This window comes from Algoriphagus hitonicola (assembly GCF_900113375.1).
GTDB lineage: Bacteria > Bacteroidota > Bacteroidia > Cytophagales > Cyclobacteriaceae > Algoriphagus > Algoriphagus hitonicola.
Map to the genome: position 1 here is coordinate 60,544 of NZ_FOPC01000002.1, position 14,429 is coordinate 74,972.

The following is a 14,429-nucleotide window of genomic DNA, read 5'->3' on the forward strand; positions in this document are numbered from 1 at the left end:
GTGGGCCTTGCTGGATAGTTCTAAAACCTCAGCCTTTGATCTCTTTTCATTTATTTAAACTGTACAGGTCAGCAAAAATTTTCCTGTAATTCAAATTGTAAAATATGTTTGCTGTAAGAAATCCGAATAGATATTGGTTCAAGGCATACCCGATCAATTTCAAGCCCTCTACGTTGGTCATTTTTAGCTTTCTGGTATTTTTTGCAGCTTGTCAAGGTGCTATTGAGCAAGCTAGTGTAAGTAATATTGAGCCGACTCATACGCTTTTGCCAACTACCATTTTTCTGGATAGCCTCAGCGACAGCATTCAACCCATTAAAAAATTCATTTCTGAATATAAGCCCCCGCTCACAAAATTTATCCCCCATCATTTGGGAGAGACTGGGGATATCAATCAATCTTTATTGGTTCATCCAAAACCTATCCATCGACCTATCCTCAAAAATAATAATGAGCCTGTTTTAGATCGGGCAGGCAATTACTATTATTTAGGAGATGGGGGTATTTCCCATTTTACCACACTTACATCCGACGATGGCCTCGCACTCGACAACATAACATCTTCGCTTCTGGACCAATCGGGAAATCTGTGGTTTGGAACCTGGGGAGCAGGAATTTCAAAATTTGACGGAACCTCCTTTACCAATTTTTCAACTGCTCACGGACTGAGTAACAATCTTGTTCACTGTCTTGCTGAAGATTTGAATGGAAACTTATGGATAGGTACAGAAGGAGGAGGTATTTCGATTTATGATGGATATTCTTTTACGACCTTATCCCAATCTGATGGACTCGTCAATGACGTAATCTATGGAATCTACCATGATAGTAAGGGGAATACGTGGATAGCTGGCGGAAACAAAGGCGCTACCAAGTTTGACGGTGAAAGCTTTACTTCGTTCAACAAAGAAACCGGTCTTTCGGCAAATTCCATTATAAAAATCATTGAAGATAAACACGGATTCATCTGGTTTGGCACAGGGAATAATGGGACGTTTAGATTTGATGGGAAAGATTTTATCCACTTCACAATAGAAGATGGATTAGCATCAAATACTATCCTCAGTATTTCAAAGGATAAAGCGGGTAACCTGTGGTTTGGAACTGATGGGGGAGGAATTTCCAAATATTCGCAGGGGACTAATTTAAATCAGAAGGGTGAATTTACCAGCTATACCCTTGCTGATGGTCTCGGCAATAATCAGGTTTGGGATATCAAAGAAGACTTACAGGGAAATATATGGCTGGCAACAGGAGGTGGTGGGGTTTCAAAATTTGATGGAGAAATTTTCACCAACTATACGAGCTCCCAAGGATTGGCCGAAGATGTAGTCTACACGATCACCACTGACAAATCGGACAATAAATGGATTGGAACTGCCGGAGGTGGTCTGGTGCTTTTCAAAGGAAATGCATTCACCAACTTCACCCCTGATCTTGGGATTGCGCTGAATGGTGTTTTCGGAATTCAGGAAGATGATAAGGGGAACTTATGGTTTGGCACCAACGGTGAAGGAATTACAAAATATGATGGGAAATCATTCACCAATTTCGGTACAGATCAAGGCCTTCCACATCCCCTTGTGATCAGTGTTTTCAAAGACAAGGAAGGCAAGCTATGGATTGGCACTGGTGGCGGTGGACTTACGCTTTACCGAGAAGGTCTTGATGATAGGTCAACCGCAAGCTTTACTACTTTCAATAAAAGTAATGGAATGGCAAATGACGTGATTTATGCCATTACGGAAGATAGCGAGGGCAATTTATGGATTGGTACCGGTGGAGGTGGATTGGTCAAGTTTGACTGGAATATTACTCCCAATCTTGAAGCAGGATTTACAAATTATACCACCGACCAGGGCTTGGCTTCCAATCAGGTTTATAGCCTGTTAGAGGACCGCAATGGCAAGCTCTGGATAGGCACCGGAGGTGGAGGTGTTTCCAGATTCGATGGAAAATCATTTACAAATTTTACCACTGCACAGGGACTCGCTAATGATATTATTTGGAGTATTTTGGAGGATAGAAGGGGTAATTTATGGTTTGCAAGCCAAGGAGGCGGAGTATCCAAGTTTGATGGGAATTCCTTCAGCAGTTTTACCACCCGTGAGGGTTTGGGTGATGATACAGTTTATGATCTTTTGGAAGATATGGACGGCAATATCTTTATAGGAACTAATAAAGGTTATACAGTGATCCCTGCCGGATTTACTTCTACTCCATTTGATGAATTGAGGGATAATCTGGAATACTACAACACCACAAACGGGTATCCGGTCAAGGATGTCAACAAGGGGATTTATCAAGATAGCCAAGGAAATATATGGGCTGGCAATGGGAGCGATAAAACAGGTTTGGTGAAAATGAGGTACCAAAGCTTGAGAAAGAAAAAAGTAAAGCCAATCGTACGAATCAAAAATATAACCATCAATGAAAACCCTGTCAGCTGGTTGTCCCTGAAAGACAGTTCTGATAGAGATAGTTCGATTCAATATCCAAAAAACCTTTATTTCACCGCAGATGAGGTGAGGGTATTTGGTAGAAGGTTAGGCTACGAAGAAAGAGAGTCCAAAAAGAAAGAATTTTCCAACATCCAGTTTTCAGATGTCAATAGATTTGAGAATTTCCCAAACAAGCTTACCCTTCCCTATTCTCAAAATCAAATCACAATAGATTTTGGGACGGACGAACTCGTCAGACCCGGACTGATGGAATACCGCTACATCTTGGAAGGATACAATACCAGCTGGAGTCCTGTCATCAGAAAAAGCGATGCGACGTTTGGCAATATAAGGGAAGGTGAGTACGTCTTTCGGGTAATATCAAGGTTTACAGGTCCTTCCGAAGGTGAAGGAAAAGAATGGTCCGATGAAGCGGTGTATCGGTTTACAGTACTTCCTCCATTACACAGAACATGGTGGGCTTATTTGATCTACGTCATTATTCTCCTGTTCGGAATCAAGAGAGTCCATGTTTTTCAAAAAAGCAGTGCCCTCCGAAAAGAAAGAGAACGGATTCAACAAAAAGAATTGGATCAGGCTAAGGAAATTGAAAAGGCTTATAGGGAATTAAAGGCTGCCCAAGCCCAACTCATCCAGTCCGAAAAGATGGCGTCCCTTGGTGAGCTTACCGCTGGAATTGCACATGAAATCCAGAATCCGCTGAATTTTGTGAATAACTTCTCAGAGTTGAATAAAGATCTGATTCAGGAGATAGAGGAGGAAAGAGCCAAGAATCAAGAAGAAAGAGATGAGATTCTCATCAATGAAATATTAAAAGACATTAAAGAAAACGAATCCAAAATTAACCACCACGGTAAACGTGCCGATTCCATTGTAAAAGGAATGTTGCAGCATTCCAGATCAGGTTCGGGTGAAAAAGTCCCAACCAATATCAATACCCTTGCGGATGAATACCTGCGCCTGTCTTACCATGGGATGCGGGCAAAGGACAAATCTTTTCAGGCGGACTTTAAAACGGATTTTGATCCCAATCTGCCAAAAGTGAATGTGGTGCCACAGGACATTGGACGCGTCCTGCTCAACCTGATCAACAATGCCTTCCAGGCTTGTGCTCAGAGAGACCTGTCAGGTTTTGAAAACCTGACAGGTCTACAGCCTCTGGTTACCCTCTCCACCAAAAACCTGGGAGACAAAATCCAGATTTCTGTCAAAGACAACGGTTCCGGCATCCCTGAGGATCTTAAAGAAAAAATCTTCCAGCCTTTCTTTACGACCAAGCCATCAGGCCAGGGAACGGGGCTCGGTTTGTCTTTGAGCTATGATATTGTGAAAGCGCATGGAGGGGCGCTGGAGGTACAGTCTGAACCGGGAAATACAGTTTTTAGGATCACTTTCCCCATTTAGAGCCAAACCTTTTATTCAAAATTGAATATTACAAGACTCTATTCTGACCTTTTGGAAATAAGGCCTGGAAGGATTTAACGTTTTTTCAATTCCTAATTCCGGCCAAAGATCCTATCATTACGAAATGAAGAAATTTATTTTTCCAGCTTTTATTTTCCTAACTTTTATAGCCGCTTGTACACCGGACCGAGCGGCAGAGCGTGTTGATGATCCCCATCAATGGGTTTTTCAGGATTCTATTCAGGTGGATTACATGGGAGAATTGACTTTGCTGGATTATGAACCTTCCCAACAGTTGTATGTCGCAAGATGGAATGCGCAGGAAGAATATGTGATTTTTGATGAATCAGGGCAAGTCAACCATACATTTAAATTGAATGAAGACGGACCGAATCGAATCGGATGGGTTCAGGGTATCAATTTTTTAGATGGAAAGCTTTGGGTCATGGATCAGGTCAAGGGAATTTACGTTTTTGATTTCGATGGAACATTTTTGGAAAAGTACCCTACCCCAAGGGATTACTTTTACCTCAATGGATTACCCTTCGGAGCTCAAATGCTAGGAGATGAAATCATGTATTTGAGACCAGAAGAAGGAGAAAGCTTAAAGGATATTCCCACCATGTTTTCAAATGTCTATTCAGCTGATATCCTTGAAGTATTTAATCCATTAACCGCAGAAGTCCGTACCACTATGCCCTTCCCTCCCAATACGGTCTACAGTTCAGGTAATTTTTATCAATGGACTTTTCCCAACATCATCAAACACCAAGATGAGTGGATTTTATGGATGCTAGCCGAGCAGAAGTATTTTGTCTATCAAGAGAAGGAAGGAGAAATTCAATTTGTCAAAGCGGTGGACCTTGCCTTGGAGGATGCTATTACTATGCCTGGCATTCCGATGAATAGACAAGCAGATTGGTATGAGGAATATGCTAATGTGATTTTTGGAAGGATCGAGCAAATCTACCGAAGAGAAAATGACCTTGTGGTGATCTATACCAAAGGAGTGGGTGAAGAGATTGCCAGTCAATATAATCGTGAAAACACGGAAGAGTGGATGGCTTTTTTGGAAAGTATTCCTCGCTATGCCGCCATTTTTGATGGCAATCATCAATTAATCCAACAGGATTTACTGCTACCAAAGGGGGTACGACTGTCGTCTATCGCAACTAGTGAAGGAGCTATTATTGCCGAAAAGAATCAGGAGTATTTTGGTGTGGAAGAGGATTTTCTGACGTATTATGAGTTGGGGCTTGCGAAAGATTAGTTTCTTAAGCTATTAATTTTATTGCCATAATCGGCCTAGGTGTTGTCTGCCTGCCCTGCTCCAGACAATTGTCGAATATTGGCTTACCGCTAAAAAGCTTTTTTAAGCTCGATCCTCCTCAACTATAACTACAAATTTGCTGGAGACAATAAAAAGAAATCCGTCTTGACACAGACATGGAATATGCCTTGATGATATCATATTTTTATAGGGTTTATTTAGGGTATTTATAGAGTCAGTTTAGGATAAATTTATTTATAAGGGTATACCTACCCTATATTTTCACTATAGAGACTTAATATTTAACTAATACTTTTATCTATTGACCTAGACTATTTATCAGAAAATGAAAAGCTTGTCCCTGACCTGAACTCTCATTTTCTTAGCAAATCCCCTCCAAAATTCCTTTCTTTAACCCGGATTATGTATTAGAATCTGTAGTGAGAGATCAAACCGCAATAAAATCAAGCATTTAGGGAATGAGGCATAGCACCGCTACGGTGATTGAGCTAAATGCAGTAAAGCGATTGATTTTGAAGCGGTTTGGACTCGTAATAAGAAGTCTAATGCATATTTCGGGTTTAATCATCTACCAACCAAAAAACGATTTATGGGACTATTCTGGAACCTGATCCAACAAAGTCAAATCTCCAGTCAGAGTTCGCGTGCCTCCACCCTGGAAGCCCGTGTGGCCTACCTCGAAAGTGAACTGCGGAAAACGCAGGAATTACTGATCAAAACGCTCAAAGTGCTCGAAGAAGAAAGCGGAAAAGACATCAATGGTGATGGGAAAATTGGTGGATGAATTGAATGTACTCTCTATTCTCCTGATAGGCTTTAATTACCTTCGACACGGTCTGGGCAATTGCAAAAAAAGCTTTTGAGGACCTTTGGAGATTCAGGAACCTCACCTCATATTTATACTGATTTGTGATTCACAGAGGTGGAAAATTGGGGGTTTGGACTGGCCAAATAATTATATATTCCTGAATTAATTAAAATCTAATTTGATCTGTTTATAAAAATCGGTCATGCCTGACGGCATTTTACAAACTATATTCCTATCCTAAGTACCAGCCATTGAAATGGCTGGCTAGAACATCAGCCATGCCTACGGTATTTCATCTAGGTTTCCCCATATCCTTTGATTTCTTCTAATTCTATGAACTGTAGTTTGCTATTGGCTCTTTCTAAAAATCCCTTTTCAGTCCCGTAGGGACGACGCATCTTATTGCCAGAGGTTTTAACCTCTGGAATCATGAATATCAATGACTCATGGGAAAGTCCCATCGGGACGACCGATATCAATATATTTGAAATACATATATTCAACTTTATCTTCAAATAGTTGGCCCAACCCACCAAATCCTCCTCCCATGAAACTCCAAAACAAAACCTTTATCGTCACCGGTGCCACCAGCGGCATGGGAAAAGCCATCGCCTTGACCTTTGCCAGAGAAGGAGCCAATCTGGTTCTCAGCGGAAGAAATGAAGAAGCCGGAAAAGGACTGACGGATAGGCTTGGGAACAACGCTTATTTTCTCCCCGGCGATGTCAGTAATCCCGATTATAATCAGGCCTTGGTGGATTTGGCTCTGGAGAAATTCGGGCAATTGGACGGTCTCTCTACCAACGCGGGGATGCTGGGACTGGGATCTATCACCGAACTCCCTCTTGAAAAATGGTCCCAAACGCTTGAAGTCAACTTAAGTTCGGTTTTCTATCTCCTTAAAGCAGCTCTTCCCGACCTACAAAAAAGTCCGCAGGCAGTGGTCGTAATCAATAGCTCTATTGCTGCCTTCAAGACCTTTCCCAATCATCCCGCCTACTGTGCCTCAAAAGCGGGTTTAGTAGCCTTGGCCAAGCAAGCCGCGGTAGATTATGGACCTACCGTGCGTATCAATTGCATTTGTCCCGGACCGGTAGATACGCCCTTTATTCATGCATCTGCTGCTGCATTTCCCGATCCGGCCAAAGCCGTGGAAAATGCAGGGAAAAACACCTTAATCCAGCGTTTGGGCGAGCCAGAGGATATCGCAAAGCTTGCCTTTTTTCTGGCGTCGGACGATGCCTCCTGGATTACAGGGGCTGCCTATACCATAGATGGAGGGATAATGGCTCAGGGATAAAAATCACCTACACCCTTCGAATACTCCGCATCAAATCCTCCTTGTACATTTTGCTGATCGGGATGACTTTTCGCTTGATTTCGAGATGGGAATCGGCCACCGCATCGAGCTTTCTGATATTGACCACATAGGAGCGGTGAACGCGTAAAAAATCCTTACTCTCCATTTTTTGACAAAAAGAATTCAGCGGGCTTACGATGAGGTAGTTTTGATGGGTTGTGATGATATTGCAATAGTTTCGCTCGGCTTCGATGTAAAGAATCTCATCCAGCATCAATTTGATTAGTTTCCCATTGTTTCGGATAAAAATTCGGTCATCTAAAAAGTCGCCTAGACCATTGACTTCCTGGATTTCCTTTTTCTCAGTCGCAATCTTCTCCTGAACCAAGGCTATGGTCCGTTCAAGATTTAGCTTGGTAAACGGTTTGGAAATAAAGGCATACGGATGTGTGTTTTTAGCCCTTTGAAACGAGTCCTCATCCGAATTGGCGGTCAGATAAATCAAGGGAATATCCCGCTTTTGCTGAATTTGCTTTGCCGCATCGATACCGTTGATTTTGCCCTTGAGCTGAATATCCATCAAAATGATATCCGGTCGGTTTTCCAAAGCATGACTTACCGCTTCCTCCCCCCTTGACTCGATTCCCGTGACCTCATAGCCCAGTTTAGAGAGCTGCAGGGAAATATTGGCAGCAATTATCATATCATCTTCTACGATCAAAATTCTCGTCTTCTCACTCATGCTGCTTGCTCGATTTTAAATTCAAAATATAATTCGGTTCCCTGCTGTGTACTTAATGTCATTTTCCCATCCAATTGACGAGTGAGGAGCTGGACCAGCTGCGAACCAAAACCAGTACCTTTCAATTGGGTAGTTGAACCCATTCCCACCCCGTCGTCCGCAATTCGCAGGTAGAGATGGGCATTTTTTTCTTCCAAACTGATGCTAATTTCTCCTACCCTTTGATCCGGAAAGGCATATTTCAGCGAATTGGTAATCAATTCATTCACTATCAATCCGATGGGAATGGCCCGGTCGACATTGAGTTCCAAAGGCTTCATGCTGACCTCCAGTCTGATTCTCTCCGAGGCATCAAAGGAATCGATGATAAATCTTCCCAGATTTTCGAAATAATGCTTCATCTCAATCGCTGCCAGATTTTCCCCTTGATAGAGATTTTGGTGGATCATCCCCATACTCTGCACCCGGTTTTGACTTTCGACCATAATTTCCTGAAGCTCCTGATTTTCGATCTGAGCCGTTTGTAAAGCCAAAAGGCTGGAGATCGTTTCGAGATTATTTTTTACCCGATGATGAATTTCCTTGAGCAAAAACTCCTTTTCCCTGTTTTGCTTTTCGAGAAGCAAACTGTACTTTTTCCGTTTCACAAATACCCGATAAAGGAAAAAGAGAAAAAACACCATGACGACGGTAAAAACCAAGGTAAAAATCTGGATGATTTCCTGTCGCTTCAGCCTTTCGAGCTGAAGCGAAATGGTGCTCTCCTTCTGATTGACATCCATTTCGGTTTGCAAAAGCGCAATACGCTGATCGGCTTCCGCATTGAAAACCTGCTGCTGAAGTTCATTGTGCTTTTTAAACGCCTGAAAGGAAGCAGTAATATTTTTGGTCCCTTCATAAGCTTCACTCAAGTCCCGATAAATCAAACCCAAGTAATACAAATCTCCAAAGTCTTCTGTAGCAGTGCGAATACTCCGGTCCAGATAAACTACTGCTGATTCAAAATCTCCTTCCTGATTTTTAAGCCTTCCCAAAGCATGCAGGGACCTGACCACCATAAATTCATTTTGAAGCAACTCGGCATATTTGAGCGCTTCTTTTCCAGAGATTTCGGCATTCTTAAAATCCTCCGTTTGACGGTAAAGCTCAGTCAATGCGATGTAAGTATCGCTGAGGTTATTGTAAAACCCATACTGTGTACCGATTGCAATCGACCGAAGAAAATAAGGCAAAGCTTCTTCGACCCGTCCAAGTTCGACCAAGTTGTTTCCCAACACATGAAGTGTAAAATCAAAATCCAGATCCTTTATCCCTCGATCTTCAAAAAGTGCAATAGACTTCAATCCGTATTCCACCCCTTTTTCAAATTTACCCTGCTTCCAAAATAGATTGCTGATATCCGAATAGGCCATCGCCATGGCTTTTTGGTCGCTGTACTTCTTTCCTAGCTCAAGCGTCTTTGTGGCATATTCAAAAGCCATCCCCAAATCTCCCCTTCGCTCGTACACATAGCCCAGATTGGTCAAAAGCAACCAACTTTCGACTTCCGGGAGCTTCATTTTTGCACTGAGCAAAACCTCCTCAGCCTGATCCAATTCTTCCATTCGCAGGAGAATGGCCCCCTGAGAAACCTGCATTCGAGCCAACCACAGGTCGTTTTTAAGGCCTTGGGCTTCTTGAAGCCCCCGATTGATGATGCTCAGTGATTTCCTGAGGTTACGGGTGTGATAATGATACCCGAGGTCATTGAGTAGGCGTAGTCTAAGTTCAGGCTGCTTGATTTCTGCTAGGCTTTGCTCGATTTCATCCAGATATTCCACCCCAAAATCATCCGTCTCCACAAAAATCACTTGGTAATCACGCCCGTCTTTTTGATCGAAAAATTGAGCAAAAAGCAGCACGGGAACAAAAAGGAAAAAAAAGAGTGGAATTCTTTTCATTCTTGAAATATACACAAATTTAAGTATTTGAAAATCACTTTTTTGTATTTTAAAAAAGTTAGGAAAAAAAAACTTAACTCTGGGAAAGGAAACACTCACGCTCGTCCTAGGTGATGGTGGCTTACCGAATTTGATTTGAAAATTGGATCAACAAATTCAACTCAAGAAATCGATAATATGAAGACATCAATCATTACCTCATTCGTCATTGGCTTGCTGGCGATGGCCACGATAAGCACTATGGCGCAAGAAGCGCCCCTAGGTCCGCTTTCAAACGTAACCGAATTCACCATTAAACCGGGGCATCAAATGCAGTTCCGCGAGGGAATCAAAGCCTGGAAGGCCTGCTACGAAGAAAATAACGGCCCCTGGACCTGGAATCTCTGGCAAAAACAAAACGGAGAAGGAACGGTCTATGTGCTGGCTTCCACAATGGCCAATTGGGCTGAAATGGATGCAACTGATGAAAGTGGTAAAGACTGCCAACTCCTAGCCATCAATATGATCAATCCGCATATAGAAAAAGCAGTCTCTCATATCAACAGACTTATGCCGGATATCAGTAATTCAAATCCCTTTGAAGGAGAGGTGATCCGGGTCCAGTTTTTCAAAACCAATTCCAGTCAGGGGTTTCAGATGATGGAAGTGGTAAAAGAGGTGGAATCCATCCGACGAGAAGCCGGAGTTTCTATTCCCGGATATTGGTATAGCTGGCAAACCTCAGATCCGGATAGCCCAAATTTTCACGTCGTAAGTGGCTATCAGGACTTTGCCGCCATGGATACCCCGCAGGAAGGAGTCTGGGAATCGGTGGAAAAAATCGCCGGCAAAGCGAAACGAGAGGAACTTCAAAACAAATTCAGATCTTCAATGGAGTCCAACTGGACTTCGATCTACAAGCTGGATAAGGAGATCAGCCGACCAGCAAACTAAATCGATCTTAAAATCTACTAAACCACCAGCTATTTAGTTGATGTAAATTGGGTGGAGGTCAATCGGGCAATGTTGACTGAAGCCCAGTTTTTTCCCTTTTGAAAAGTTAAAATACCTCGTTGGACAATTTAGCGGATCGTCTGTCCCTCTTTATTCTTTAGGACCTCAAAGAACCTTTAAATTGATAATCGACCCGTTTAGGAGCATTCTTATTCTCCAGCAAAAACTACCTAATCCACTGTAATTATGAATTCTGAGAAACCCACATTTTACCAACTCCGACCCGAAGTCGAGCAAGCCTATGGCTATTCTCATGCGGTGAAAATTGGAAACAGCATCAAGGTATCCGGTGCCGTCAGCATGGACGATGAAGGAAATCCTACCGCAGTGGGCGACTTCCTTCAGCAAATGAAAAACTGCTACACCGATCTCGAAAAAGTACTCAAACACTTTGGTTGCACTTTCGATGATGTACTGGTGGAGAATGTATTCACAACCGAGATATCCGCATTTTTAGAACATGCGGGCTTCCGGAATACCATTTACACCCAGCAATTCCCAACAGGAACCTGGCTGGAAGTGAAAGGCTTGGCTTTGCCTGAATTCCTGATCGAAATCGAGCTGGAAGTCCACTGTAAAAACTAAAAATAAATCATATAACCATGGAAAACGAAATCAAGCAATCCGCAGAAAATAAAGCCATCGTCAACCGTCTCTATCAGGCTTTTGCTATCGGAGATGTACCCGGAGTCCTTGGCACCATGGATCCCCAGATCGTCTGGAACGAAGCCGAAGGAAATGACTACGGAAAAGGGAACCCATACATTGGTCCTGATGCCGTCTTAAACGGCGTTTTTGGACCTATTTTACAAGATCATGATTACTTCAATTTACAAAATATCGAACTCCATGAAATGCTCCATGACAAGGTGCTAGCCACTTTGCGCTACGATGCGAAGACCAAAAAAGGAAAAGCCTACAATGCGCAGGTTGCCCATTTTTGGACGGTGAAAAATGGAAAAATCACAAATTTTCAGCAATACGTGGACACGAGAAAACTACACGATGCGATGAACTCATAAAGCGATCAGGCTTCCTTCGCTAGCCCCTAAACTTGACCCGTGCCAAATCATGAACAACCACACCACTCTTTCTCCCATTCCTCTCAAAACTTGGTTTACCTGGCTGGGAATTGCTTTTCTTGTGCTTTTTGCCGGCAAGTTTATCCTAAACGATGCCCTGCCCTACTTTGGAATGCAAGAGTCAGTTTTTGGGAGATTTTGGTCTATGAAGTGGCCGCTTATTGGGCATATTTCCGGAGGGATGATTGCGTTGGTTTTGGGTCCTTTTCAGTTTTGGCCTGCCTTTAGGAATAAATACCTCCACATTCATCGAAAGCTGGGAATGGCTTACATCAGTGGGATTCTGATCGCAGTGATCAGTTCGATTTCTTTATCCTTGACTACAGGCTTGGCGATTCACTGGACCTGGAGTTTGGCATTGATCGGTTTGGCCTTTGCCTGGTTTGGCACGACCGGGATGGCCTTTCGCTTTATCCTCTTGCGTCGCATCAATCTCCACAAAGAATGGATGATCCGAAGCTATGTGGTGACTTTTGCATTTGTGCTTTTCCGATGGCTTACGAGTCAGGCCTTTTACGCTGACTTAGGCACTTTTATAGAGACTGGTCCCACAGCCATTTGGCTTTCTTGGGTGCTGCCGCTTTTTATTACCGAGATCGTGCTACAGTGGAATAAGAAATAATCTGCAACCCAAAACACCAGTAATATGATCAAGAAAATCATCCTCAGTATTCTCTCCCTTTTGCTAGTCCTGATCGGTGGATTTGTGCTCTTTGTCTTGCTTACTTGGAACAAAACCTACCAGATACCCTATCCCGAGCTAAAGGCCAGTACGGATTCTACCGTCATAGAAAAGGGAAGATATCTCGTCCATGGTCCGGCACATTGCTCCAATTGTCATGTGTCAAGTATCAAAGAAATGATCGCCGCCGATGCAGGTCAAAATATTCCGCTTCAGGGCGGTGTAGAATTTCCATTAGGACCTATCGGAACCTTATTTACCCGGAATCTGACACCAGACCCAACCTCAGGAATTGGACGATATTCTGATGCCGAGCTGTTTCGAATGATGCGCCATGCCGTGAAGCCTGATGGAACAGCCACACTGTCTATCCTCATGCCTTTTTGGAACATGGCCGATGAAGATCTGATTGCAGTAGTGTCCTATCTGAGGAGCATGGCTCCTGTCGAAAACCAAGTCAAAGAAAATGAGTGGACCTTTATGGGAAAGGCAATCCGCGCCATAGCGTCATCCTTTCAGCCCATCGAGAATCCCACACCTGCTCCCTTTGCCCCTGCGATGGAAGCAACTATTGAGCGGGGAGAATACCTTTCCCGCTATGTAGCCAACTGTGTCGGTTGTCATACCGCTAGAGATCCCATGACATTTGAGGCGATCGGTCCGGAATACGCTGGCGGAATGGAATTCGAGCCTTTCCCGGAATTACATCTGGCTTTGGGCGAAGATCCTGAACTCTGGATGCGCACTCCCAATATCACACCGCATGCTAACAGTGCACTTTCCAAATTCAAAACAGTGGAAGAATGGAAGGAGCGGTTCAGAAAAGGGCGGCAAATCATGATTTCTCCAATGCACTGGGGTCCTTTTTCGAGAATGACTGATGAAGATCTCGAGGCACTTTACCTGTATTTGAAAAGCCTGAAACCGGAAGATTACGATGCTGGAGCATTAATGTTTAAGAAATAACCAATCAACTTATTACAAATAAATTTTATGAAAAACCTACCCCTTCAAGTGATTGCATGGATCATCCTTTTAAGTATTCCTTTTGCCTTTCAAGGCTGCAATGAAAAAACAGAAGTTGTACCCGAGGAAACCCCATCAGAACCTGTTTTTGACCTGGACACAGCCAAAAAAGAGATTCAGGAAGCAAATCAGAATTTTATGTCCCTCGTGGCTGCCGGAGATTCTGTCGGTTTGGCAAATGCCTATACGGCAGATGCCAAGTTTATGGCTCCCGGAGGACCTTCTGTACAGGGAAGAGCCAATATCCAATCAGCCATGCATGGAATGATCCAATCGGGAATAACAGCCGTGGATCTTAGACTAGAGAATGTTTACGGCACTGCAGACCTAATTGCAGAAGAGGGTGAATTGACGCTATTTGTCGGTGAACAAGCCGTATCTACGGAAAAATACATTGTGCTTTGGAAAAAAGAAGATGGGCAATGGAAATTGTTCAGGGACATTTTCAATTCAAACTCCCCTGCAGAATAAATTATTGTAGCACATATGCCCCCGCATCAAAACACGTCAGCCTTCATAGTTCAGAATTGAAGTTCATAAAATGCTAAGCAACTTCCCCCTTTCCATGGGAAGGAATGCCTGTTCAGACGAATGAAGGAGAGGATTTATGCAGAATGATTTTAATGAAAACCAACTCCGTACAGATTCCCGGATACAGATAAAATTATTGTTACACACGATACATAAATTAAAGATGAA

12 protein-coding genes are annotated in these 14,429 nt (G+C 43.0%); 10 read left to right on the forward strand and 2 right to left on the reverse strand.

From position 1 onward, the window contains the following. The first annotated feature begins 104 nt into the window (after window positions 1-104). The 4 genes from BM043_RS03040 (at window position 105) to BM043_RS03055 (ending at window position 7,265) form a co-directional block, all read left to right on the forward strand. Window positions 105-3,866 carry a sensor histidine kinase gene (locus BM043_RS03040; RefSeq protein WP_092788790.1) on the forward strand — a complete coding sequence of 1,254 codons (3,762 nt, stop codon included), beginning with the start codon at window positions 105-107 and terminating at the stop codon, window positions 3,864-3,866. Between the two features lie 124 nt (window positions 3,867-3,990). Continuing rightward, entirely contained in the window at window positions 3,991-5,136 is a 1,146-nt protein-coding gene (locus tag BM043_RS03045) for an NHL repeat-containing protein (protein WP_092788791.1), read from the forward strand. 610 nt (window positions 5,137-5,746) lie between these two features. Further along, on the forward strand, window positions 5,747-5,941 hold the full coding sequence (locus BM043_RS03050) for a hypothetical protein (RefSeq protein WP_092788792.1): 195 nt from the start codon (window positions 5,747-5,749) through the stop codon (window positions 5,939-5,941). A gap of 571 nt (window positions 5,942-6,512) precedes the next feature. Further along, window positions 6,513-7,265: an SDR family NAD(P)-dependent oxidoreductase gene (locus BM043_RS03055; RefSeq protein WP_092788793.1), complete on the forward strand. Its 753-nt coding sequence runs from the start codon at window positions 6,513-6,515 to the stop codon at window positions 7,263-7,265. A gap of 7 nt (window positions 7,266-7,272) precedes the next feature. On the opposite strand, the gene BM043_RS03060 is transcribed toward BM043_RS03055, so the two are convergent. Beyond that, complete coding sequence (locus BM043_RS03060) at window positions 7,273-8,007, reverse strand: response regulator (protein ID WP_092788794.1); 735 nt, start codon at window positions 8,005-8,007, stop codon at window positions 7,273-7,275. Continuing rightward, window positions 8,004-9,947, reverse strand: a complete 1,944-nt coding sequence (locus BM043_RS03065; RefSeq protein WP_092788795.1) for a tetratricopeptide repeat protein — start codon at window positions 9,945-9,947, stop codon at window positions 8,004-8,006. Before BM043_RS03065 ends, BM043_RS03060 begins: the two co-directional genes overlap by 4 nt. Before the next feature lie 177 nt (window positions 9,948-10,124). On the opposite strand from BM043_RS03065, the gene BM043_RS03070 reads away from it, so the two are divergent. The 6 genes from BM043_RS03070 (at window position 10,125) to BM043_RS03095 (ending at window position 14,201) form a co-directional block, all read left to right on the forward strand. Beyond that, entirely contained in the window at window positions 10,125-10,880 is a 756-nt protein-coding gene (locus BM043_RS03070; protein WP_143071027.1) for a hypothetical protein, read from the forward strand. Window positions 10,881-11,126: 246 nt separating this feature from the next. Continuing rightward, a complete protein-coding gene (locus tag BM043_RS03075; RefSeq protein WP_092788797.1) occupies window positions 11,127-11,525 on the forward strand; it encodes a RidA family protein in 399 nt (132 codons plus the stop codon). A 17-nt stretch (window positions 11,526-11,542) separates the two neighbouring features. Next, entirely contained in the window at window positions 11,543-11,962 is a 420-nt protein-coding gene (locus tag BM043_RS03080; RefSeq protein ID WP_092788798.1) for a nuclear transport factor 2 family protein, read from the forward strand. Window positions 11,963-12,011: 49 nt separating this feature from the next. Then, on the forward strand, window positions 12,012-12,644 hold the full coding sequence (locus BM043_RS03085; RefSeq protein WP_092788799.1) for a DUF2306 domain-containing protein: 633 nt from the start codon (window positions 12,012-12,014) through the stop codon (window positions 12,642-12,644). Window positions 12,645-12,668: 24 nt separating this feature from the next. Next, window positions 12,669-13,670, forward strand: coding sequence for a c-type cytochrome (locus BM043_RS03090; protein WP_092788800.1), 1,002 nt, complete (start codon window positions 12,669-12,671; stop codon window positions 13,668-13,670). A gap of 27 nt (window positions 13,671-13,697) precedes the next feature. Continuing rightward, window positions 13,698-14,201 (forward strand): YybH family protein, encoded by a 504-nt coding sequence (locus BM043_RS03095; protein ID WP_092788801.1) that lies wholly within the window; start codon window positions 13,698-13,700, stop codon window positions 14,199-14,201. The last annotated feature ends 228 nt before the right edge of the window (window positions 14,202-14,429 follow it).

What these genes read in the sequence shown, in the direction of transcription:
- BM043_RS03040 (WP_092788790.1), top strand. Translation starts at nt 105, where the DNA reads ATGTTTGCTGTAAGAAATCCGAATAGATATTGGTTCAAGGCATACCCG.
- BM043_RS03045 (WP_092788791.1), top strand. Translation starts at nt 3,991, where the DNA reads ATGAAGAAATTTATTTTTCCAGCTTTTATTTTCCTAACTTTTATAGCC.
- BM043_RS03050 (WP_092788792.1), top strand. Translation starts at nt 5,747, where the DNA reads ATGGGACTATTCTGGAACCTGATCCAACAAAGTCAAATCTCCAGTCAG.
- BM043_RS03055 (WP_092788793.1), top strand. Translation starts at nt 6,513, where the DNA reads ATGAAACTCCAAAACAAAACCTTTATCGTCACCGGTGCCACCAGCGGC.
- BM043_RS03060 (WP_092788794.1), bottom strand. Translation starts at nt 8,007, where the DNA reads ATGAGTGAGAAGACGAGAATTTTGATCGTAGAAGATGATATGATAATT.
- BM043_RS03065 (WP_092788795.1), bottom strand. Translation starts at nt 9,947, where the DNA reads ATGAAAAGAATTCCACTCTTTTTTTTCCTTTTTGTTCCCGTGCTGCTT.
- BM043_RS03070 (WP_143071027.1), top strand. Translation starts at nt 10,125, where the DNA reads ATGAAGACATCAATCATTACCTCATTCGTCATTGGCTTGCTGGCGATG.
- BM043_RS03075 (WP_092788797.1), top strand. Translation starts at nt 11,127, where the DNA reads ATGAATTCTGAGAAACCCACATTTTACCAACTCCGACCCGAAGTCGAG.
- BM043_RS03080 (WP_092788798.1), top strand. Translation starts at nt 11,543, where the DNA reads ATGGAAAACGAAATCAAGCAATCCGCAGAAAATAAAGCCATCGTCAAC.
- BM043_RS03085 (WP_092788799.1), top strand. Translation starts at nt 12,012, where the DNA reads ATGAACAACCACACCACTCTTTCTCCCATTCCTCTCAAAACTTGGTTT.
- BM043_RS03090 (WP_092788800.1), top strand. Translation starts at nt 12,669, where the DNA reads ATGATCAAGAAAATCATCCTCAGTATTCTCTCCCTTTTGCTAGTCCTG.
- BM043_RS03095 (WP_092788801.1), top strand. Translation starts at nt 13,698, where the DNA reads ATGAAAAACCTACCCCTTCAAGTGATTGCATGGATCATCCTTTTAAGT.